We start from the raw sequence: 18,871 nt of genomic DNA, 5'->3' as shown, positions 1-18,871 counted from the left end.
CCGGCTCGTACAGTGTGCGGGTGGCATACCGGCTCGGCATCGACCTGGGCACCTCGACCACGGTGGCCGTGCTGGCGTTCCCGGGCGCGACCCGCCCGCTGCTGTTCGACGCCTCGCCGCTGCTGTCCTCGGCCGTCTTCGCCGGCTCCGGCCCCGACCTGCTGACCGGGCTCGACGCCGAGCGGGCCGCGACCGCCCAGCCGGCCGGCCTGGAGGCCAACCCCAAGCGCCGCATCGACGACGGCACCGTGTGGCTGGGCGAGCGCGAGTACCCGGTCGCCGAGGTCCTCGCCGCGATCCTGCGCCGCGTGGGCGACGAGGCGCGGCGGGTCGCCGGCGGCCCGATCGCCGAGGTCGTGCTCACCCACCCCGCGGCCTGGGGCCGCACCCGGCTGAGCCTGCTCGCCGACGCCGCGCGCCGCGCCGGGCTGGGCGAGGTCGGGCTGGTCTCCGAGCCGGTGGCGGCCGCGGCCTACTTCGGCACGGTGCGCGAGCTCAAGCCCGGGCAGACGGTCGTCGTGTACGACCTCGGGGCCGGCACGTTCGACGTGAGCGTCGTGCGCCGCACGGACGCCGGGGGATTCGACGTGCTGGCGGCCGACGGCCTTCGACGCGGCGGCGACGGCTGGTCGGGCCTTCCGGCCGCCGATGTGCCGCACGCCGCGCGCGGGGCGTTCGAGGTGCTGGCGGCCGACGGGCTGTCGGACATCGGCGGCCTGGACCTCGACGCGGCCGTGGTCGCGCACGCCCGCTCGCTCACGCCGACGGCCGCCGACGAGTGGGGGCGCCTCGACTGGCCCCAGACCCCGGCCGACCAGCAGGCCCGCCGGGCGCTGTGGACCGGTGCCCGCGCGACCAAGGAGCAGCTCACCCGGCACGCGACCGCCGACCTGCACCTGCCCCTGCTCGAGCGGGACGTACACCTGACCCGCGCGGAGTTCGAGGCGGCGGCCCGGCCGCACCTGGACCGTACGGTCGCCCTGACCGTCCGCGTACTGCGCGACGCGGGCGCGGTCCCGGAACGCATCGCCGGCGTCTTCCTCGTCGGCGGCTCGTCGCGCATCCCCCTGGCGGCGACGCTGCTGCACCGCGCGTTGCGCATCGCCCCGGCGATCGTCGACCAGCCGGAGCTCGTGGTCGCGGAGGGCAGCCTGCTGGCCCCGGTCACCACCTGGGAGGTGGCGCTGCCGACGGAGGACCTGACCCCGGTGCTGGCCGTGCCCGCGCACGCCACGATCCCCGCGCCCGCCACGATCCCCGCGCCCACCGTTCCCACGCCCCCATCACCCGTCACGGCCACCGCGCCCGCGCCGGCGCCTGCCCCGGCTCCCGCGCCCACCTCTCCCGCGCCCACCTCTCCCGCGCCCACCTCTCCCGCGCCCACCTCTCCCGCGCCCGCGGCTTCCGCACCCACCTCTCCCGCGCCCGCGCCCCCCACCCTTGCCGCAGTCACCAGCACCCCCGCCGCGGCGTCGGCGTCCACTGTGGAGGCCGCCTCGGCGTCCGTCGCCCCGTCGAAGCCGGGGGCGGTTCCGCCCGAACCCGCGGCCGGGCCGGCCCCGCGGTGGCTGCGGCGGCGGCACGTCGTCGGTGCGATCGTGACGATCGCGGTGGTGGCCGGGATCCTCGGCGTTCGGGCCTGGCTCCGCGGCCCGGTCGTGGCCGAGCTGCGCGGGGCCGTCGGCGCCGTACGGGCCGTCGCGTTCAGCCCGGGCGGCGACCTGCTCGCGGCCGTCGGCGACGACAAGACCCTGCGGCTGTGGGACGTCGGCGCCGGAAAGGCCACGACCCTCACCACGGCGGCGGCACCCCGCGCGGTCGCGTTCAGCCCCGACGGGAAGCTGCTCGCCGCGGGCGGCGACGACGGGCGCGTGCACCTGTGGGAGGTCGCCACCCACAAGGAGCGCGGCGAGGGCATCATCCCCAGCCGCCCGTTCTCGCTCACCGCCCTCGCCTTCGACCGTACCGGCACGCTGCTCGTGCTGGGGGCCGACACCGGCTTCGCGGTCGTGCACGAGGTCGCGACCGGCCGGCAGCGCGTCGAGTTCGACGCGTTCAACCCCGGCGCGGTCGCGGCGGTCGCCTGGAACCCGGGTGCCGGGAGCGCCACCGAGGTCGCGCTGGGCGGGGCCGCGACGGCGCCGGCGGTGTACAGCAGCGCGGACGGCGCCCGGCAGCCCCTGGACGCCTCGGTCGCGCACGCCGACACGATCCGCGCCGTGGCGTACAACCCGGCGGGCACCCTGCTGGCCACGGCCGGGGCCGACGGCGGCGTCCTGCTGTGGACGGGCGAGGCGGGCGTGGTGGCCGCGCGGCTGTCCGGCGGCAAGACGCCGATCAACGCCGTCGCCTTCGACCGGGACGGGTCGGTTCTGGCGGCGGCCGGGGACGATCAGGCGGTACACCTGTGGGATCCCGATTCGCGCAAGACGATCCGGACCTTCGAGCAGGCGCACAGCCCCATCGACGCGCTCGCCTTCAGCCCCCGGGAGACCGGCCGGCTCGCCACGGGCTCCCGCGACGGCGTGGTGCGGGTCTGGGACGTCAGCTGAACTCGTCCGCGGCGGTCCGGCCGGCCTCGGTGACCCGCTCCAGGAACGAGGCCAGCAGGGCCAGCTCGGCGTCGTCGTAGCCGGCGCACACCTCGTCCATCCGGCCGTTCATGCCGGCGAAGAGCGCGTAGATCTCGGCGTTGCGCTCGCGGCGCGCCCGGATCACCACGGCGCGCCGGTCCTCCGGGTCGCGGTCGCGGACGACCCAGCCGCCGCGTTCGAGCCGGTCCAGTACGCCGGTCATCGTCGCCGGGTGCAGGCCCGCGCGCCGGGCCAGGGCGCTCGGGCTCAGCGGACCGTGGCGGTTGATCAGGTCGAGGCAGTCGAAGTCGGCGTCCTTGACCTCCAGGCGGGCCCCGACGCGGTGGTTGAGCAGCGAAAGCTGGGTGCTGAGCGCGCGCAGCGACTCCTTTATCGCGTTGGTCGCCCGGCGCCGCGAAGGTGATACGGAACTCATATGACTTACTTCCCGATCCATATATTATGGAACTCGTAAGATACTGGTCTCGGATACACCATATCGAATGAGGAGCCATCATGATCCTGGTCACGGGCGCCACCGGTCTGGTCGGGCGCCATCTCGTCGCGGCGCTGGAGGGCCGCGGGGCCGCGGTGCTGGGGGTCAGCCGCTCGGCCGGCCCGACGGCCGAGGAGGCGCTGCGCGCGGGCGGCGTCGAGGCGCTGTTCCTGCACCCGCGGGCGGTGGGGGAGGGGGCCGCCGGGCTCGTCGCCCTCGCCCGCGAGCACGGGGTACGCCGGGTCGTCGCGCTCTCCGCGATCAACGTCGACGAGCCGGCCGAGCACCAGCCGTCGCGCTTCGCCGGCGACCGCAACCGGGAGGCCGAGCAGGCCGCGGCCGGCAGCGGGCTGCCCTGGGTCGCCCTGCGCGCGAGCTCGTTCGCGGCGAACACGGTCCGCGCGTTCGGGCCGCAGCTGCGGGGCGGGGACGTCGTGCGGTACGCCTACCGGGCCTTCCAGGAGGCGCTCGTCGACGAGCGGGACCTCGCCGAGGTCGCGGCGCGGGCGCTGACCGGGGACGGCGACGGCGTGCTCGAGCTCACCGGGCCGCAGTCGCTCAGCCACGGCGAGCAGGTGGCGATCCTCGGCGCCGTGCTCGGCCGGCCGCTGCGGTTCGAGGAGGTCCCGCCGGAGGCCGCGGCCCGGGGGATGGCCGCGGGCGGGCTGCCGGCGCCGTTCGTCGAGGCGCTGATGGCCCGGTACCGCCGCCACCTCGAAAGCCCGCAGCACCGGCCGACGAACGGGGTGGAGTCGATCCTCGGCCGCCCGGCGCGCACCTTCGCCGAGTACGCCGCCGACCACCGCGGCGCCTACTGAGATGTCCGCCCACGTCGTGCTGGCCCTGGTCACGGCCGCGGCCAACCTGTTCTCGGCACCTGCGCGGTGCTGCACTTCCGGCCGATCCTGCCCGGGATGACCCGCGCCGGGGTACCCGAGTCGTGGCTGACGTTCCCGGTCGGCACGCTGAAGCTGGCCGGGGCGTTCGGGCTGCTGGCCGGGCTCGCGGTGCCGCGGGTGGGCTCGCTCGCCGCGTTCGGCCTGGCGGGCGGGTTTCTCGCGCTGGCCGCGTGTGCTTGGCTGGTGCGGTGACGGGACTGCTGCTGGTCGCGCTGGTCGAGCTGGTGTCCGAGGCCTCCGCCGTGTACGAGGACGAGGTGCTCGCGCTGCTGCCCCGGCACGGCGGGAGCCTCGAGCGCCGGCTCACCGACGGCCGCGAGGAGGTGCAGGTCATCCACTTCGCGGCGCGGGAGGGCCTGCAGGCCTTCCTGGACGACCCGGACCGGCTCGCGCTGCGCGAGCGGTACGGCGCGGCCGTACCCGCGACCCGCGTACTGGAGGTGACGCCGCGCGAGTGATGGGTACCAGGCGGGTATGCGCGTTCCCACATGGCTCAAGACGACCGCCGCCGTGACCGTGGCGGCCGGGATCGGGTCGCTCGCGACGAGGCCGGGCGACCCGTGGTACCGCCGCCTCGACAAGCCCGCCTGGCAGCCTCCGCGGCAGGCGTTCCCGCTGGTGTGGACGCCGCTGTACGGCCTGATCGCCTTCGCCGGCGCCCGCGCCCTGGACGCGGGCAAGGGGCGGGAGCGGCGCGACTTCGCCGTCGCCTACGGGGCCAACCTGGCGCTCAACGCGGGCTGGACGGCGGTCTTCTTCGGGGCGCGCCGTCCCCGCGCCGCGCTGGCCGAGATCGCGCTGCTCAACGCGTCGAACCTCGACCTGCTGCGGCGTGCGTGGAAGGCGGACCGGGCGGCCGGGGCCGCCCTGGCGCCCTATGTGGCCTGGACCGGCTTCGCGACAGCGCTCAACGCGGCGATCGCCTGCCGGAACCCCGTAGGGGCCTGAACAGGCGTCAGCGGTTGCGCTGCTTCCACGTCGCCAGGCCCGCCTCGATGCGGCGCTGGTTGCGGGAGCTGCCCAGACCGCGCTTGGCCTTGCCGTACAGCCAGATGCCGCCGCCTACCACGAGCGCGCCGACGATGAGGTAGCCGAGCGTGCTGAGCAGGGCGTGGAACACCCAAACGGCGATCGCGCCGACCACGAAGAGGCCCACGACGACCGCGATGGCACCAACCAGGAAACGACCCATACCCCAAGCATGCTCCTGCCACGCCACCGCCGTCATCGGGGACTTCCCGGACCTCCGCACGCTCCGGCGCCGGCGCGAGAACACTGTGCCCCTGGTGAGCGGCCCCTCCGCTGCGCTCCGGATCGCTCACGCCGCCGCCTCCGCACGCTCCGGCGCCGGCGCGAGAACACTGTGCCCCTGGTGAGCGGCCCCTCCGCTGCGCTCCGGACCGCTCACGCCGCCGCCTCCGCACGCTCCGGCGCCGGCGCGAGAACACTGTGCCCCTGGTGAGCGGCCCCTCCGCTGCGCTCCGGACCGCTCACGCCGCCAGGGTGGCGTAGGCCCCGGCGGCCGTGAGGAGGGTGTGGTGCGTGCCGCGCTCGACGATCCGGCCGTGGTCGAGGACCGCGATCTGGTCCGCGTCGCGGATGGTGGAGAGCCGGTGCGCGATCGTGATCGTGGTCCGGCCGCGGGCCAGGGCGTCGAAGGCACGCTGCACGGCCCGCTCGGTCTCGTTGTCCAGCGCGCTCGTGGCCTCGTCCAGCACCAGGATGCGCGGGTCGCGCAGGAGCGTCCGGGCGATCGCGATGCGCTGCTGCTCGCCTCCGGAGAAGCGGTACCCGCGCGAGCCCACGACGGTGTCGTACCCCTCCGGCAGCGACGCGATGAGATCGTGGATCCGGGCCGCCTCGGCCGCGGTCTCGATCTCGGCGTCGGTCGCGTCGGGCTTGGCGTAGCGCAGGTTCTCCCGGACCGTGGTGTGCAGCAGGTAGGTCTCCTGGCTCACCACCCCGACGATCGCCGCGAGGTCGTCGAGGCGCAGGTCGCGCAGGTCGACGCCGTCGATGGTGATCCGCCCGGCGCCCGGGTCGTGCAGCCGGGCGATGAGCGCGGCGATCGTGCTCTTGCCCGAGCCCGTCTCGCCGACGATCGCCAGCGACGTCCCGGCCGGCACGTCGAGCGAGACGCCCGCCACCGCGGCCGCGTCGCTGCCCGGATAGGTGAACGTGACGTCCTCGAAGCGCAGGTGACCGCGGGGCGCGGGCAGCCGCTTCGGGTGGGCGGGCTCGGCGACCTCGACGGGCAGGTCGAGGTACTCGAAGATCCGCGCGAACAGCGCCAGCGAGCTGGTCAGCTGCACGCCGACCCCGAGCAGGCCCATGAGCGGCCGGAACAGCCCCGCCTGCAGCGAGGTGAACGCCACCAGCGTGCCGATGCTCAGCGTGCCCGCGGTCATCGGCAGCCCGGCGCTGAGGTAGATGATCGCCGGGATCGCCGCGAAAATGATGCTCATCGAGGCCATCCGCCAGCGTCCGGCCAGTTCGGAGCGCAGCTCCAGGTCGATCAGCCGTCCGGACGACTCGGTGAACCGGCGCACGACCGCCCCGCCGGCGCCCATCGTCTTGGACAGGCGCACGCCGCTGACGGACAGGCCCTCCTCGATTGTCACGTTGAGGTCGGCCAGCTCGCGCTGGCGCTGGGCGGTGATCTCGCGGCGCATGCTCGCGACCCGGCGGGTCAGGTAGATCGCGGGCGGCAGCACGACGAGCGACACCAGGGACAGCCGCCAGGACAGCGCCGCCATTGCGACGGCGGTGGCGATCGCGGTGGTCAGGTTGGAGGCGATGGACGTGGCGGTGTTGGTGACGACCGCCTCCATCCCGCCGATGTCGTTGGTGATGCGGGACTGCACCTCGCCGGTGCGGGTGCGTGTGAAGAAGCCGACCGACTGCCGCTGCAGGTGCGTGAACACGTCGACGCGCAGGCGGTGCATGACCAGCTGGCCGACCTTCGTCGACTGCCAGGTCTGGACCACGCCGAGCGCGGAGGTCACGGCGGCGACGGCGACCATGCCGAGGACCAGCCAGACCAGCAGGCGGGTGTCGCGGGCGGGCAGCGCGCGGTCGATGACCTCGCGCAGCAGAAACGGGGAGGCCATCGCCAGCACGGACGAGGCCACGATGATGAGCACGACGCCGGCCAGGCGGCCGCGGTGCGCGGTGAAGAGCCGCCCGATGCGGGCCAGCGAAACCTGCTTGGCCTGCTCTTTCTCGGCGGCGGAGGGCTTACGGCTCCCGCGGGCGCGGGTGGGGGGATTGGGCTCCAAGGGGAACACCTTCCTGTCGGGATATGCTGAGGGTACCTCACTATGAGGCAACAACACAAACCCCTGGTACCTTGTTCCCGTGGAGGATGAGAACCTCTCCGAGCTGTTCTGGAGCGTCGCCCGGCAGCTGCGGCACCGGTCCCACGAGTCCCTGCAGCCGTTCGGGATCACGCCCGGGCAGGGGCGGGCCTTCATGGTGCTCGTCCGGCACGGCACCATGCGGCTCAGCGAGCTGGCCGACCACCTGCGCATCGCCCCGCGCTCGACCACCGAGGTCGTCGACGGGCTGCAGGAGCGCGGGCTGGTGGAGCGGCTCCCGGACCCGGCCGACCGTCGGGCCACCCTGGTGCGGCTGACCCCGGCCGGCGCCGACGCCGCCGAGCGGATCCGGGCCGAGCGCGGCGCCCAGGCCGAGCGGTTCTTCGCCGCGCTGCCCGAGCGGGATCGGGCCGAGCTCGCACGCATACTCGGAGCCCTGCGGGTATCCGACCCCACGTGATCAACGCGCTCGACCACGGCCTCACCGGCGACGGCGTCACCAACGACCAGCCGGCCCTGCAGAAGCTGGTCGACTCGTGCCCGCCGGGCGAGGTCATCCACTGCCCCGCGGCGACCTACGCGATCCACGACGCCGGCACCGTCTGGCGCACCGGCGTCTCGCTGATCGGCGACGGTCCGGGCGCCACCCGGTTCGTGCTGTCCAACCCGGGCGCGCCGAGCACCCCGGTGCCGCTGGCGTTCTGGACCACCCTGCAGCACGGCGCCGCGCCCGATCGCCCGATCGCCGACGTCACCTTCGCCGGTTTCGAGATCGACGGCTCGCAGATCGCGCTGCCGGCGTACGACGTGCTCGCCAAGGGCCTCGGGCTGCAGTACGTCGTCCGCGCCTCCTTCCGCGACCTGTACATCCACGACACCCCGGCGACCGGCTTCGGCTGCGACTTCCTGCAGGACTGCACCGTGGAGCGCGTGATCGCGGTGCACTGCGGCCGGCTCGACGCCGGCTGGGAGAAGGGCGGCGCGGGGATCGGCATCGGCGTGGGCGGCTGGGGACCGGTCGAGCGCCTGACCGTGTCCGAGTGCGTGACCCGGCGCAACGGGACCAACGGCATCTTCGTCGAGCTCCAGGACGCCGCCTGGACGCCGCCGCGGGGCATCCGCATCATCGGCTGCCACGCGGAGGACAACGAGTACGGCATCTCCGACTGGGGCGCCGACGGCCTGCTGGTCTCGGGCTGCACCATGATCGGCAACCACACCGCGGGCTTCGACGTGTCCGGCCAGGGCACCACGCACGTGGCCGGCCGCTACGGCGTGCTGAGCGGCTGCGTGGTGGACGACAACCCGGGCGACGGCGTGAGCATCGGCAACACCCCGGGCGGCTACACCGTGAGCGCGACGCGCATCAGCCGCAACCGCGGGCACGGGTACCGCCAGCACAACCTCCCGGGCGCGATCTCGGTCCCGGCCAGCGACATGGTCCTGGACGGCAACGACATCTGGGACAACGGCGGCGACGGCATCCGCCTCGACGGCGAGCTGATCGACCCGTTCCTGGTGAGCAACCGCATCCGAGGCAACGGGACCGCAGGGCATCCGGCCGCGGGGATCTGCGTGAACGCCCGGGTGCGCTCGGCGACGATCCGCAACCAGCGCATCTGGGACCGCCGCACCCCGCCGACGCAGGTCTCGTCGCTGCGCATCACGGGGGAGGGCGAGCTGACGGACCCGGTCTTCACCGACATGTCCGCCACTCTGTGACGGGCCCGTTGTCACGGCTGGCCCGCTCGATCGCCTTCACCGCCGTGGTGGCCGCGGCCGCGACGAGCCTCGCCACGCCCGCCGGCGCCGTCGCGAACGGAGGTCCGGTGCCCGAGGGGCGGTACCGGTTCGCGGTACAGCTGACCATGACCGGCATCCCGAAGCCCGGCGGCACCGGCTACGGCAGCGCCTGTTCGGCGGCCCTGCTGTCCCCCTGGTGGATCATCACCGCCGGGCACTGCTTCCACGATCCGCGGCGCAACCCGGTGTCGGGGGCGGTGCCGTACGAGACCACCGCGACGATCGGGCGCGCGGACCTGTCGCACCGGACCGGCCACGTGGCGAAGGTCGTCTCCGTGCGCCAGGCCCCGAGCGGCGACATCGCGCTGGCCAAGCTCGACCGGCCGGTGCACGACGTCGTGCCGCTGCGCGTGGCGGAGAAGGCGCCCCGGACCGGCGCCGTACTGCGCATCACCGGGTGGGGCAAGCTCGCGGCCGCGGACCCGGCCCCGTCCCGGCAGCTGCGGACCGGCCAGGTCCGGGTGTCCTCGGTCGCCCCGGTCACGGTCGGGGTGAAGGGGTACCGCCCCGCGCTCGACACGAGCGCGTGCGAGTACGACTCGGGCGCCCCCTACTTCGCCGAGCCCGGCCGGTCCCCGGTGCTGGTCTCGGTGGAGAGCACGGGGGCCTCGTGCCCGCACGACCAGGAGGAGACCACCACCCGGGTGGACCCCCTGCACGACTGGATCCGCGAAACATTGCTCACATAGTCGGACATCCGGCCGATTAGCCGGACATGGTGCGGAATCTACCGATCGCCGTGAAGCCGGCTTCGCCTGATGTACAGCGACAACCTCCAGGACATCGCCGACCTCGACGACGTCGGGGTGTTTTTCAAGACGGTCCAGGCCGAGGTCTCGAACATGGCCCTCGCCATGACGCCCGCCGACATCGCGGCCGCGCTGCAGAACGTGCAGGCGGCGAACACGGGGCTGGACCAGGCGTGGAGCGAGTTCATCGCGCTGCCCGTGGCCGGGGAGACGAGCGACCGCGCCGCCCTCGAGATCGCCGAGCAGACCAACCTGCTGGCGCTCAACGCCACGATCGAGGCCGCCCGCGCCCGCGCCGGCGCCGCCGGCAAGGGCTTCGCGGTCGTGGCGACCGAGGCGAAGGACCTGGCCCAGGAGACCGCCCGCGCCACCGGGGACATCGCCCAGCGCGTCGAGGCCATCCAGCGCGACTCGGCCGCCGCGGGGCAGGCGATCGAGCCGACCGGCGAGGTCATCACGACCATCCGCGACGCCCAGACGGCGATCGCGGCCGCGGTCGAAGGGCACGGCCGCCACGGCCGAGGAGCTGGGCGACATCGCCGGCGACCTGCGCCGGGCGGTGGCCGTGTTCCGTTACTGAAAGAGGTCGGCCAGCCGGTTGGCCGGCACCACCGCGTACTGCCGCAGCGACAGGTCCCGGAACGTCACCGGCCCCCGCGGCCCCGGCACCCGGTCGATGTTGATCCCCGTCTCGGGCACGTTGAGCAGCTTGAACCCGTCCAGCAGCCGGGTCGTCGCGTTCCAGAACGCCCCGGTCCCGGCGTAGGCGCCGAGGAACTCCCGGGCCGCCGCGGCGTCCTCGGTCACGATGCCCGCGGCCAGCCCCGACGTCTCGTCGTTGGCCAGGCGCGCCGCGGCGAGCGGGGAGTCGACGGGCGCCACGGTGATGGTCGCCTCGCGGTCGGAGTCCAGCGCCCACTCGTAGCCCAGCGCGTGCGCGTGCGGCGGCGCCGAGACCGCGATCCGGGGCCCCACGGCGGCGCTCACCCGCGGCACGAGCTCGTCGTACCGCGAGCGGTGGATGAGCAGCAGGTTGAGCCGGTTGCACACGCCGAGGCGGTCGAGGCCGGCGTCGACCAGCGCGAAGGCCTTGTCCAGGTCGGCCGCGGCGTCGATGTAGAGCACGCCCCCGCCGTCGGCGTGGGCCAGCGTGCGCACGCCCTGCAGCGCCGCCTTCTCGGCCAGGGTGCGGGTGCTCTCGCCGCTGCCGCGCAGGATCACCAGCGGGATCAGGCCGGGCTGGGCGACGAGGGCGTCGGCGGTCGCGCGGCCCCGGGCCCGGATGAGCTGCACCGCGGCCGGGTCGAGGCCGGCTTCGGCCAGGGCCGGCGCGACGATCTCGTCCATGAGGGCGGTCGCCGAGGCCAGGGCGGCCGAGCCGGTGCGCAGCACCCCGCCGTTCTGGCTCTTGATCAGCTGCGAGGCGACGTCCACCGTCACGTTGGGGCGGGCCTCGTAGTTGGCGCCGATGACGCCGACCGGGCGGCGCCACTCCTGCAGCACCAGGCCGCCGCCGAGCTCGCGGACGGTGCGCCGGGCCGGCTCGGGCTCCACGTCGGCGAGGATGTTCAGCTGCTCGGCCATGCCGGCGAGGCGGGCCTCGTCGAGGCGCAGCCGGTCGAGCAGGCCGCCGCTCATCCCGCCGGCCTCGGCCGCGGCCACGTCGGCGCGGTTCGCCTCGAGGATCGGGGCGGGGCCGGCGGCGAGGCGGCGGGCCATCCCGCGCAGCGCCTCGTCGATGGTCTTGGCCGGCGCCGCGGCGAGCGGGGCGGCCGCGGCCCGGGCGGCCCGGGCGGCCTCGGCCACGACCCGATTGACGTCCTGCTCCTCGCCCACGGCTCGGCCTCCCACACTATGAGAACGACGGTCTACGCGCCTGAAGAGTGTATGTAAGCGGCAACCGCTCGCGCCCCTCGGCCAGCCGGTGCTCCCCGTCCGGGCCCTCGACGGTACGGCCGGGGTAGAAGTCCCAGGGGCAGCTGTCGTGCTCCTCCAGCATGGTCAGCTCGAGCCCGGCCCCGAGCAGCGCGCCCACGATCTCGCCCAGCCCGTGGTTCCACGAGTGGGTGACGGTGTGCTGGAACGCGGCGCCGTCGGTGTCGACGTAGGACTCGGCCTCGTCCCACACGAGCGGATCCGGCGTCTCGAAGTACGGGAAACCGACGACGAGCAGGCCGTCCTTGCGGGTCTCGTCGATCGACCACATCATGGGATGGCCCTCGCGGATGAACAGCCGGCCGCCGGGGCGCAGCAGGGCCGCGACGACGCCGGCCCACCGGCGGACGTCGGGCAGCCAGCACAGGGCGCCGACCCCGGTGTACACCAGGTCGAACGCGCCGGCCTCGAGCACGTCGGGGGCGCCGTAGAGGTCCGACTCGACGTAGCCGATGTCCGCCCCCGCGCGCTCGGCCAGGGCGCGGGCCTCGGCCAGCGAGGCGGGGGAGAAGTCGAGGCCGGTGACCCGGGCGCCGAGCCGGTGCAGGGAGAGCGTGTCGGTGCCGATGTGGCACTGCAGGTGCACGGCCCGCAGGCCGCGCACGTCGCCGAGGCGGGGCCGGTCGAAGCGGACGACGTTGCTCAGGTGCTCCGGATCGTCGAAACCCCGGAGGTTGTACCCACGCGAGGCCGCATGCGCCGGCGCGCGCTCGTCCCACTGGGCGCGGTTGATCCCCAGATAGTCGCTCACACCGTGACAATTACACGGCGGTCAAACGGATATCGCCTCGGTCGTCGCGTGCCTCGACGGCGACATGGCGTGCGGGCGGAGCACGGGCGGCACGTGTACCGGCACGTCGACCGCGGCCGACAGGAGCAGCGCGAGCGCCACGCTGGTCGGCCGCGCCTCCGGCAGCTTGTCCAGGCTCGCCGTGCAGACCTCGGCGAGCTCCTCGGGCAGCCCGGCGATCTCGGGCAGCGGCGCGGGCGGGGTGTGCCGGTGCGCGTGCAGCACCTGCGCATCGGTGTCGGCCGGCCACGGCAGGCGGCCGGTCAGGCACTGGTAGAGCAGCACCCCGACCGCGTACACGTCGGCCGGCGGGGCCGCCGCGCCCCGCTCCAGCCGCTCCGGCGCCAGGTACGACGGCGTGCCGAGCAGCGTCCCGTCCGGCAGATGGTCCGGCTGCCCGGTGCGCGCGGCCACGCCGAAGTCGAGGATCTTGGCTCCGGCCGGGGTGAGCACCACGTTGGCCGGCTTGATGTCGCGGTGCACGATGCCGTGCCCGTGCGCCGCGGCCAGGCCCGCCCCGATCTCGGCGCACACCCGCCCGGCGACCCGCCAGTCGAGCGGGCCCTCGCTCATGACGGCGTCCAGCGGCTGGCCCTCGACCAGCTCCATGACCAGGTACGCGGTGCCCCGTCCGGCGCGCCGCGAGGTGCCGAAGTCGTACACCGACACCACGTTCGGGTGGGCGAAGCGGGCCCCGGAGCGGGCCTCGTTGCGGGCCCGGTCGAACGCCTCCCGGTCGGCGGTGTGCTCGGGGGTCAGCAGCTTGACGGCCACCTCACGGTCCAGCACCTCGTCGTGCGCCGCCCAGACGCTGGCCATCCCGCCCTCGCCCAGCTTGCGTCGTAGCCGGTACCGTCCGCCCAGAAACCGCACATCGTCCTCTTTCCCACCGCGAGGGCGGTTCAAAAGGCGCGGTTGCGGAACAACTCGCGTTCGGCCTCGTTCCGGGTCAGCGCGGCCGCCTCCGCGAACGCCGTCCGGGCCTCGTCGAGGCGTCCGAGGCGCTCCAGGAGCTCGCCCCGGGCGGCCGGGAGATGGGGGTACCCGACCAGCCGCCGCGCCGCGCTGAGCTCGTCGAGCAGCGCCAGCCCCGCGGCCGGGCCCTCGGACATCCCGACCGCGACGGCCCGGTTCAGCTCGACCACCGCCGACTTCGTGACGTGGGACAGCAGCTGGTACAGGGCCGCGATGCGCCCCCAGTCCGTCCGTTCGAAGGTCGTCGCCCGGGCGTGGCACGCCGCGATCGCCGCCTGCAGGCCGTACGGGCCCAGGACGCCCAGGCGCTCGGCGCGCTCCAGTGCCTCCAGGCCCCGTCTGATCAGCAGGCGGTCCCAGCGCAGGCGGTCCTGGTCCTTCAGCAGCACCGGGCGGCCCTCGTGATCGTTGCGGGCCGGGAGCCGCGAGGCCTGGAGCTCCATCAGCGCGGTCAGGCCGTGGACCTCCGGCGCGTTCGGCAGCAGGCCGCTCAGGACCCGGCCCAGGCGCAGGGCCTCCTCGCACAGCTGGGGGCGGGACCAGTCGTCGCCCGCGGTGGCCGCGTAGCCCTCGTTGAAGATCAGGTAGACGGTGCCCAGTACCGCCGACAGCCGGGCCGGGAGCTCGCCCGGCGGCGGCAGCTCGAACGCGACGCCGTGCAGGGCCTTCTTCGCTCGCAGGATGCGCTGGGAGACCGTCGCCTCCGTGGTCAGGAAGCCGCGCGCGATCTCGTCCGTGCGCAGGCCGCCGAGCATGCGCAGGGTCAGCGCGACCTGGGACTCCGTCGTCAGGTTCGGGTGGCAGGCCGTGAAGATCAGGCGCAGCGTGTCGTCGCCGATGTGGTCGTCCAGGGCGTCGACGATCTCCGACTCCTCGTCGACCTCGTCGTCGGCGCCCACCACGGCCAGCTTCCGGCGGTACGTCTCCTGGCGGCGCAGGTAGTCGACCGCCCGGTGCTTCGCCGTGGCCATGAGCCAGGGGCCCGGGGCGTCGGGCACGCCCCGGGCCGGCCACTGCTCCAGCGCGATCACGAGCGCGTCCTGGGCCAGCTCCTCGGCGACCCCGACGTCCCGGACCAGCCGGGCCAGGGCGCCGATGATGTGGGCGGACTCGATGCGGTAGACCGCCTCCACCACGCGGCTCACGTCCGGCTGGTCCGGCATCTCAGCGGCTCAGAATTCCATGACCTGCAGGAGGCGGCAGGTGCCCGCCCATTCCGGCCACAGGTCGCGGTGGACCTTCATGAACCGGGAGCACCACTCGACGGCCTCCTCCTTGGAGCGCACCGAGTACAGCGCGTAGCTGATCAGCTCCTTGGTCTCCGCGAACGGGCCGTCGGTCACGGTCAGGTCGCCGCCGGTGACGGTGATCTTCGCGCCGGCCGCGCTGGGCAGCAGGCCGGCGTTGTCCAGCAGCGCCCCGGCCACCGTCGCCTCCTCGCCGAGCTTCATGATCGCCTCCATGAGCCCGGCGGGCGGCGGCGTCGACGGCTGGTGGGTCGCCTCGAGCAGCATCACGTAACGCATGTCGTCTCCCTTGTTCGAGTAGGTCCTTCATCCCCTCCTCGAAGGGGAGGGCCCGGATCCGACATCGCGCCCGAGATTCTTTTTTACGCGTTGCGGGTGATGTCCGAGACCTCTTGCGGTGACAGTTCGATGCCGGCGGCCGCGATGTTGTCCTCGAGGTGGCCGACGGAGCCGGTGCCGGGGATCGGCAGCACCGCCGAGGAGCGTGCCAGCAGCCAGGCGAGCACGATCTGGCGGGGCGTGACCTCGTACTTCTTCGCGACCGCCTCGATCGCGGCGTTGCCGTCGAGGTTCTGGATCGGCGCCCACGGCAGGAAGACGATCGACTCCTGCTCGCACAGGTCGACAAGCGACTCCGAGCCGCGGTCGTCGACGTTGTAGCGGTTCTGGATGGACACCACCGGGGTGATCCGCTGCGCGGCCCGCAGCTGCTCCTCGGTGAAGTTCGATACGCCGATGTGGCGGATCTTGCCCTCGGCCTTGAGCTCGGCGATCGCTCCGACCGAGTCCTCGAGCGGGACGCGGGGATCGACGCGGTGGAACTGGTACAGCGGAATCGTGTCGACCTTCAGCTTGCGCAGGCTGCCCTCGAGCGCCGCGCGCAGGTGCTCGGGCCGCCCGTCGGCGTCCCAGCTGTTCGGGCCCGGCCGCACCAGGCCGCCCTTCGTGGCGATGACCAGGTCGTCGGCGTAGGGGTGCAGCGCCTCGGCGATCAGCTCCTCGCTGACGTCGGGGCCGTAGGAGTCGGCAGTGTCGATGAAGTTCACGCCCAGCTCGACGGCCCGGCGCAGGACCCGCTTGGCCTCCTCGCGGTCGCGGGGCGGACCCCAGATCCCGTCGCCGGTGATGCGCATCGCGCCGAAGCCGAGCCGGTTGACGGTCAGGTCGCCGCCGACGTCGATCGTGCCCGCGTTCGCCGCGCTGCTCTGTGCTGACATGCGTCAGGTCTCCTTCGAGTCGCAGATTGCTCTCGCCTCGAATCTATCCACGCGACGGCGGTGCTGTGAGAATCCGGAGCATCACGTCTCTGGATTAGCGCAGTTCACCCTGGGTACTGTGTCCCGACCCGCCCGTCCCCGCATCGCCGAGCACTGGGAGTGAGCAGCATGAACGCGCATGACCCGACCGGAATCGACCCGAACAGCCCCGAGGCGGCGGCCCGCGAGGCGGCGCGCTTCGAGGCCGAGCGCAAGCAGAGCCTCGAGCACCAGCTGGCCCGCGGCGGCCTCGTGGACGAGGGCGCCGTCGACTCGACCGGCCGCAGCATCCGCGACCCGCGCCGCGGCACGCAGCTGGACGAGGACATCTAGCAACTTCCATGGCCGGAACCCTCGTCCGGTGCATTGCAACAATGCACCAGGCGAAGGTTCCGATATATCGCCGATAAGCTGTAGCGTCCCGCGGCATGAAGCTGTGGGAGAGGCTGTTCGTGCGCGCCGCGGTCGTCGAGGCCGAGATCACCGGGCGGTTCCGCCGCCTGCGCCTCCGGGCCGGCGCGCTGCGTGACGCCGAGTGGCGGCCCGGCCAGCAGGTGCGCGTCGACGTCGGTCCGAAGGGCGCCTTCGGGCCGCTACTGCGCACCTACTCCGTGTGGAGCCGCGAGGCCGACACCATCGAGCTGCAGGCGTTGCTGCACGGCGACGGCCCGGGCGCGCGCTGGATGGCCGCGGCCGAGCCCGGCGACGAGGTGCTGCTGAGCCGGCCCAAGGGCGACTTCGTGACGCGCCCGGCGCGCTACCACCTCTTCGTCGGCGAGGAGACCGCGTCGGTCGCGTTCGGCCCCATGCTGCGGGCGCTGCCGGCCGCCGAGCGCGCCGCGAGCCGGGTCGTGGTCGAGGCCGGGCCCGCGGACCGGCTCGCCCTCGACGGCAACGTCACGTGGGCGCCCCGGGACGGCCTCATCGATGCGGTACGGCTGCTGGATCTTCCGCCGGAACCCGGGCAGGCTTATGTCGCCGGGGAGGCGCGCGCCGTGCAGGCCGTGCGGCAGCACCTCGTCCGCGACCGGGGCTGGCCGCGGCGCTCGGTGCTGACCAAGCCGTTCTGGACGCCGGGGAAGCGCGGTATGGAGTAACGAACATCCTATCTATAGACCCTCGCCAACCCCTTGCGGCGGGCAGTCTCCGGCTGGTAGACAGCAATCCTCCGATGTTTGGGAGAGTTCGTGACTGGAGAGTTCGACGGTCTCGCCGCCGTCGTCACCGGGGCCGCGTCCGGGATCGGCTTGGCCACCGCCCGCCATCTCGCCGGGCTGGGCGCCCGCGTGGCCGGCCTCGACCTGCGCACCGACGGCATCCCGGAGGGCGTCGCCGGCTTCGTCGCCGACGTCACCGACGACGCCGCCGTGCGCGCGGGCGTCGCCGCCGCGGCCGAGCACCTCGGCGGCATCGACATCCTCGTCAACAATGCCGGCGTCGGCGCGATCGGCACCGTGGAGGCCAACGCCGACGAGGAGTGGCACCGCGTCTACGACGTCAACGTCGTCGGCCTGGTCCGGGTCACCCGCGCCGCGCTGCCGCACCTGCGCCGCTCGGCGCACGCCGCGATCGTCAACACCTGCTCGATCGTGGCGCACACGGGACTGCCGGACCGGGCCCTCTACAGCGCGACCAAGGGCGCCGTGCAGTCGCTTACCGCCGCCATGGCCGCCGACCACGTGCGCGAGGGCATCCGGGTCAACTGCGTCAACCCGGGCACCGCCGACACCCCGTGGGTGCGGCGGCTGCTCGACCAGGCCGCCGACCCCGCCGCCGAGCTCGCCGCGCTGCAGGCCCGCCAGCCCACCGGCCGGCTGGTCTCGGCCGACGAGGTCGCGCACGCCATCGCCTACCTGGCCAGCCCGCTGGCCAGCGCGACCACCGGCGCCGTGCTCTCCGTCGACGGCGGCATGCACGGCCTGCGAGTCAGGCCCCCGGCGTGACGGCGCTCGGCCTCGGCTGCGCCCAGCTGGGCAACCTCTGGCGCGAGCGCTCCGACGCCGACGCCCGCGCCATCGTCGACGCGGCCTGGGACTGCGGCGTCCGGTACTTCGACACCGCGCCCCACTACGGCCTCGGCCTCTCGGAGCGGCGGCTCGGGGCGGCGCTCGCGGGCCGGCCGCGCGGCGAATACACGGTGAGCACCAAGGTCGGGCGGCTCCTCGAGCCCACCGCCGACGGCGGCGACGACCTCGCCGACGGCTTCGCGGTCCCGCGCACGCACCGCCGGGTGTGGGACTTCAGCCGCGACGGGGTGCGCCGCTCGCTGGAGGAGAGCCTGGGCCGGCTCGGCCTCGACCGCGTCGACGTGGCGCTGCTGCACGATCCGGAGTTCGCGCCGGAGGCGGCGCTGCGCCACGGCTTCCCGGCCCTCGCCGAGCTGCGCGCCGAGGGGGTGGTGGGCGCCGTCGGGGCCGGTTCCAAGGACGCGGGTGTACTCGCGCGGCTCGTGGCCGAGTGCGCGCCCGACGTCGTCATGGTCGCCGGGCGGTACACCCTCCTCGAACAGCCGGCCGGCGAGACCCTGCTGCCGGCCTGTGCCGCGGCCGGCGTCGCCGTGCTCGCGGCCGGGGTCTTCAACAGCGGCCTGCTGGCCGAGGACGTGCCGCGGGCCGGACTGCACTACGAGTACGGCGACGCGCCCCCGGACCTGATCCGGCGCGCGGCCGACCTGGCCGAGGCCTGTCGCGAGTTCGGCACGACGCTGCCGGCCGCCGCGCTCTCGTTCCCCGGGCGCCACCCGGCGGTGACCGCGGTCGTCGTCATCGCCGTGAGCAACCAGCTCGGGCTCGACGCGGGCCTGCGGGCCGGCTGGCAGGACGTGCTCAACA

Annotated in this window: 20 protein-coding genes and 2 pseudogenes; 13 read left to right on the top strand and 9 right to left on the bottom strand. The window is 74.2% G+C overall.

Going from position 1 to position 18,871, the window contains the following annotated elements:
- Positions 1 to 20 precede the first annotated feature (20 nt).
- Positions 21 to 2,552 (top strand): Hsp70 family protein, encoded by a 2,532-nt coding sequence (locus AB0B76_RS49880; RefSeq protein ID WP_360390447.1) that lies wholly within the window; start codon positions 21 to 23, stop codon positions 2,550 to 2,552.
- Here AB0B76_RS49880 and AB0B76_RS49875 read toward each other — a convergent pair.
- Positions 2,545 to 3,009 carry a MarR family transcriptional regulator gene (locus tag AB0B76_RS49875; RefSeq protein WP_360390445.1) on the bottom strand — a complete coding sequence of 155 codons (465 nt, stop codon included), beginning with the start codon at positions 3,007 to 3,009 and terminating at the stop codon, positions 2,545 to 2,547. The genes AB0B76_RS49880 and AB0B76_RS49875 overlap by 8 nt on opposite strands.
- An 80-nt stretch (positions 3,010 to 3,089) precedes the next feature.
- Between AB0B76_RS49875 and AB0B76_RS49870 the strand changes: the two genes are divergently transcribed.
- From AB0B76_RS49870 to AB0B76_RS49855, 4 genes are all read left to right on the top strand, one after another.
- Entirely contained in the window at positions 3,090 to 3,887 is a 798-nt protein-coding gene (locus AB0B76_RS49870) for an NAD(P)H-binding protein (protein WP_360390442.1), read from the top strand.
- Positions 3,888 to 3,953: 66 nt separating this feature from the next.
- A complete protein-coding gene (locus AB0B76_RS49865; RefSeq protein WP_360390440.1) occupies positions 3,954 to 4,160 on the top strand; it encodes a DoxX family protein in 207 nt (68 codons plus the stop codon).
- A complete protein-coding gene (locus tag AB0B76_RS49860; protein WP_360390437.1) occupies positions 4,157 to 4,426 on the top strand; it encodes a hypothetical protein in 270 nt (89 codons plus the stop codon). The genes AB0B76_RS49865 and AB0B76_RS49860 overlap by 4 nt, the downstream gene beginning before the upstream one ends.
- Positions 4,427 to 4,442: 16 nt before the next feature.
- Positions 4,443 to 4,916, top strand: a complete 474-nt coding sequence (locus tag AB0B76_RS49855) for a TspO/MBR family protein (RefSeq protein WP_360390434.1) — start codon at positions 4,443 to 4,445, stop codon at positions 4,914 to 4,916.
- Between the two features lie 7 nt (positions 4,917 to 4,923).
- Here AB0B76_RS49855 and AB0B76_RS49850 read toward each other — a convergent pair whose 3' ends face one another.
- Positions 4,924 to 5,160, bottom strand: a complete 237-nt coding sequence (locus AB0B76_RS49850) for a hypothetical protein (protein WP_360390431.1) — start codon at positions 5,158 to 5,160, stop codon at positions 4,924 to 4,926.
- Positions 5,161 to 5,458: 298 nt separating this feature from the next.
- The gene (locus AB0B76_RS49845) at positions 5,459 to 7,246 is read right to left on the bottom strand and encodes an ABC transporter ATP-binding protein (protein WP_360390428.1); all 1,788 of its coding nucleotides are present in this window, start codon (positions 7,244 to 7,246) and stop codon (positions 5,459 to 5,461) included.
- A gap of 79 nt (positions 7,247 to 7,325) precedes the next feature.
- On the opposite strand from AB0B76_RS49845, the gene AB0B76_RS49840 reads away from it, so the two are divergent.
- From AB0B76_RS49840 to AB0B76_RS49825, 4 genes and pseudogenes are all read left to right on the top strand, one after another.
- Positions 7,326 to 7,745 carry a MarR family transcriptional regulator gene (locus tag AB0B76_RS49840; RefSeq protein WP_360390426.1) on the top strand — a complete coding sequence of 140 codons (420 nt, stop codon included), beginning with the start codon at positions 7,326 to 7,328 and terminating at the stop codon, positions 7,743 to 7,745.
- A pseudogene (locus AB0B76_RS49835) lies at positions 7,730 to 8,962 on the top strand (right-handed parallel beta-helix repeat-containing protein); the annotation flags it as partial. The gene AB0B76_RS49840 and the pseudogene AB0B76_RS49835, both read left to right, overlap by 16 nt.
- 41 nt (positions 8,963 to 9,003) lie before the next feature.
- Positions 9,004 to 9,777, top strand: a complete 774-nt coding sequence (locus AB0B76_RS49830; RefSeq protein ID WP_360390423.1) for a trypsin-like serine protease — start codon at positions 9,004 to 9,006, stop codon at positions 9,775 to 9,777.
- A 294-nt stretch (positions 9,778 to 10,071) separates the two neighbouring features.
- Positions 10,072 to 10,338: pseudogene (locus tag AB0B76_RS49825) on the top strand (methyl-accepting chemotaxis protein); the annotation flags it as partial.
- Between the two features lie 72 nt (positions 10,339 to 10,410).
- Here AB0B76_RS49825 and AB0B76_RS49820 read toward each other — a convergent pair.
- The 6 genes from AB0B76_RS49820 to AB0B76_RS49795 form a co-directional block, all read right to left on the bottom strand.
- Positions 10,411 to 11,673: an aldehyde dehydrogenase family protein gene (locus AB0B76_RS49820; RefSeq protein ID WP_360390420.1), complete on the bottom strand. Its 1,263-nt coding sequence runs from the start codon at positions 11,671 to 11,673 to the stop codon at positions 10,411 to 10,413.
- Positions 11,674 to 11,689: 16 nt separating this feature from the next.
- On the bottom strand, positions 11,690 to 12,523 hold the full coding sequence (locus AB0B76_RS49815) for a class I SAM-dependent methyltransferase (protein ID WP_360390417.1): 834 nt from the start codon (positions 12,521 to 12,523) through the stop codon (positions 11,690 to 11,692).
- Positions 12,524 to 12,544: 21 nt separating this feature from the next.
- Entirely contained in the window at positions 12,545 to 13,435 is an 891-nt protein-coding gene (locus tag AB0B76_RS49810; protein ID WP_360390414.1) for a serine/threonine-protein kinase, read from the bottom strand.
- Positions 13,436 to 13,464: 29 nt separating this feature from the next.
- Positions 13,465 to 14,700, bottom strand: a complete 1,236-nt coding sequence (locus AB0B76_RS49805; RefSeq protein WP_360390411.1) for an RNA polymerase sigma factor — start codon at positions 14,698 to 14,700, stop codon at positions 13,465 to 13,467.
- Between the two features lie 9 nt (positions 14,701 to 14,709).
- Positions 14,710 to 15,063, bottom strand: coding sequence for a YciI family protein (locus tag AB0B76_RS49800; protein ID WP_360390409.1), 354 nt, complete (start codon positions 15,061 to 15,063; stop codon positions 14,710 to 14,712).
- 83 nt (positions 15,064 to 15,146) lie between these two features.
- A complete protein-coding gene (locus AB0B76_RS49795) occupies positions 15,147 to 16,001 on the bottom strand; it encodes an aldo/keto reductase (RefSeq protein WP_360390406.1) in 855 nt (284 codons plus the stop codon).
- A gap of 168 nt (positions 16,002 to 16,169) precedes the next feature.
- Between AB0B76_RS49795 and AB0B76_RS49790 the strand changes: the two genes are divergently transcribed.
- The 4 genes from AB0B76_RS49790 to AB0B76_RS49775 form a co-directional block, all read left to right on the top strand.
- Entirely contained in the window at positions 16,170 to 16,373 is a 204-nt protein-coding gene (locus AB0B76_RS49790) for a hypothetical protein (protein ID WP_360390404.1), read from the top strand.
- 95 nt (positions 16,374 to 16,468) lie between these two features.
- Positions 16,469 to 17,137 carry a siderophore-interacting protein gene (locus AB0B76_RS49785; protein WP_360390401.1) on the top strand — a complete coding sequence of 223 codons (669 nt, stop codon included), beginning with the start codon at positions 16,469 to 16,471 and terminating at the stop codon, positions 17,135 to 17,137.
- 90 nt (positions 17,138 to 17,227) lie between these two features.
- A complete protein-coding gene (locus tag AB0B76_RS49780; RefSeq protein ID WP_360390398.1) occupies positions 17,228 to 17,983 on the top strand; it encodes an SDR family oxidoreductase in 756 nt (251 codons plus the stop codon).
- A partial coding sequence (locus AB0B76_RS49775) for an aldo/keto reductase (protein WP_360390396.1) occupies positions 17,980 to 18,871 on the top strand: 892 nt, incomplete at its 3' end. The genes AB0B76_RS49780 and AB0B76_RS49775, both read left to right, overlap by 4 nt.

The sequence above is a fragment of the Dactylosporangium sp. NPDC049140 genome, assembly GCF_040648435.1.
This window is presented reverse-complemented; position numbering and strand designations above follow the sequence as displayed.

Bases quoted from the DNA above. Each gene is read 5' to 3' on its own strand.
- AB0B76_RS49875 (WP_360390445.1), bottom strand. From the start codon at position 3,009: ATGAGTTCCGTATCACCTTCGCGGCGCCGGGCGACCAACGCGATAAAG.
- AB0B76_RS49870 (WP_360390442.1), top strand. From the start codon at position 3,090: ATGATCCTGGTCACGGGCGCCACCGGTCTGGTCGGGCGCCATCTCGTC.
- AB0B76_RS49855 (WP_360390434.1), top strand. From the start codon at position 4,443: ATGCGCGTTCCCACATGGCTCAAGACGACCGCCGCCGTGACCGTGGCG.
- AB0B76_RS49850 (WP_360390431.1), bottom strand. From the start codon at position 5,160: ATGGGTCGTTTCCTGGTTGGTGCCATCGCGGTCGTCGTGGGCCTCTTC.
- AB0B76_RS49805 (WP_360390411.1), bottom strand. From the start codon at position 14,700: ATGCCGGACCAGCCGGACGTGAGCCGCGTGGTGGAGGCGGTCTACCGC.
- AB0B76_RS49800 (WP_360390409.1), bottom strand. From the start codon at position 15,063: ATGCGTTACGTGATGCTGCTCGAGGCGACCCACCAGCCGTCGACGCCG.
- AB0B76_RS49795 (WP_360390406.1), bottom strand. From the start codon at position 16,001: ATGTCAGCACAGAGCAGCGCGGCGAACGCGGGCACGATCGACGTCGGC.
- AB0B76_RS49790 (WP_360390404.1), top strand. From the start codon at position 16,170: ATGAACGCGCATGACCCGACCGGAATCGACCCGAACAGCCCCGAGGCG.
- AB0B76_RS49785 (WP_360390401.1), top strand. From the start codon at position 16,469: ATGAAGCTGTGGGAGAGGCTGTTCGTGCGCGCCGCGGTCGTCGAGGCC.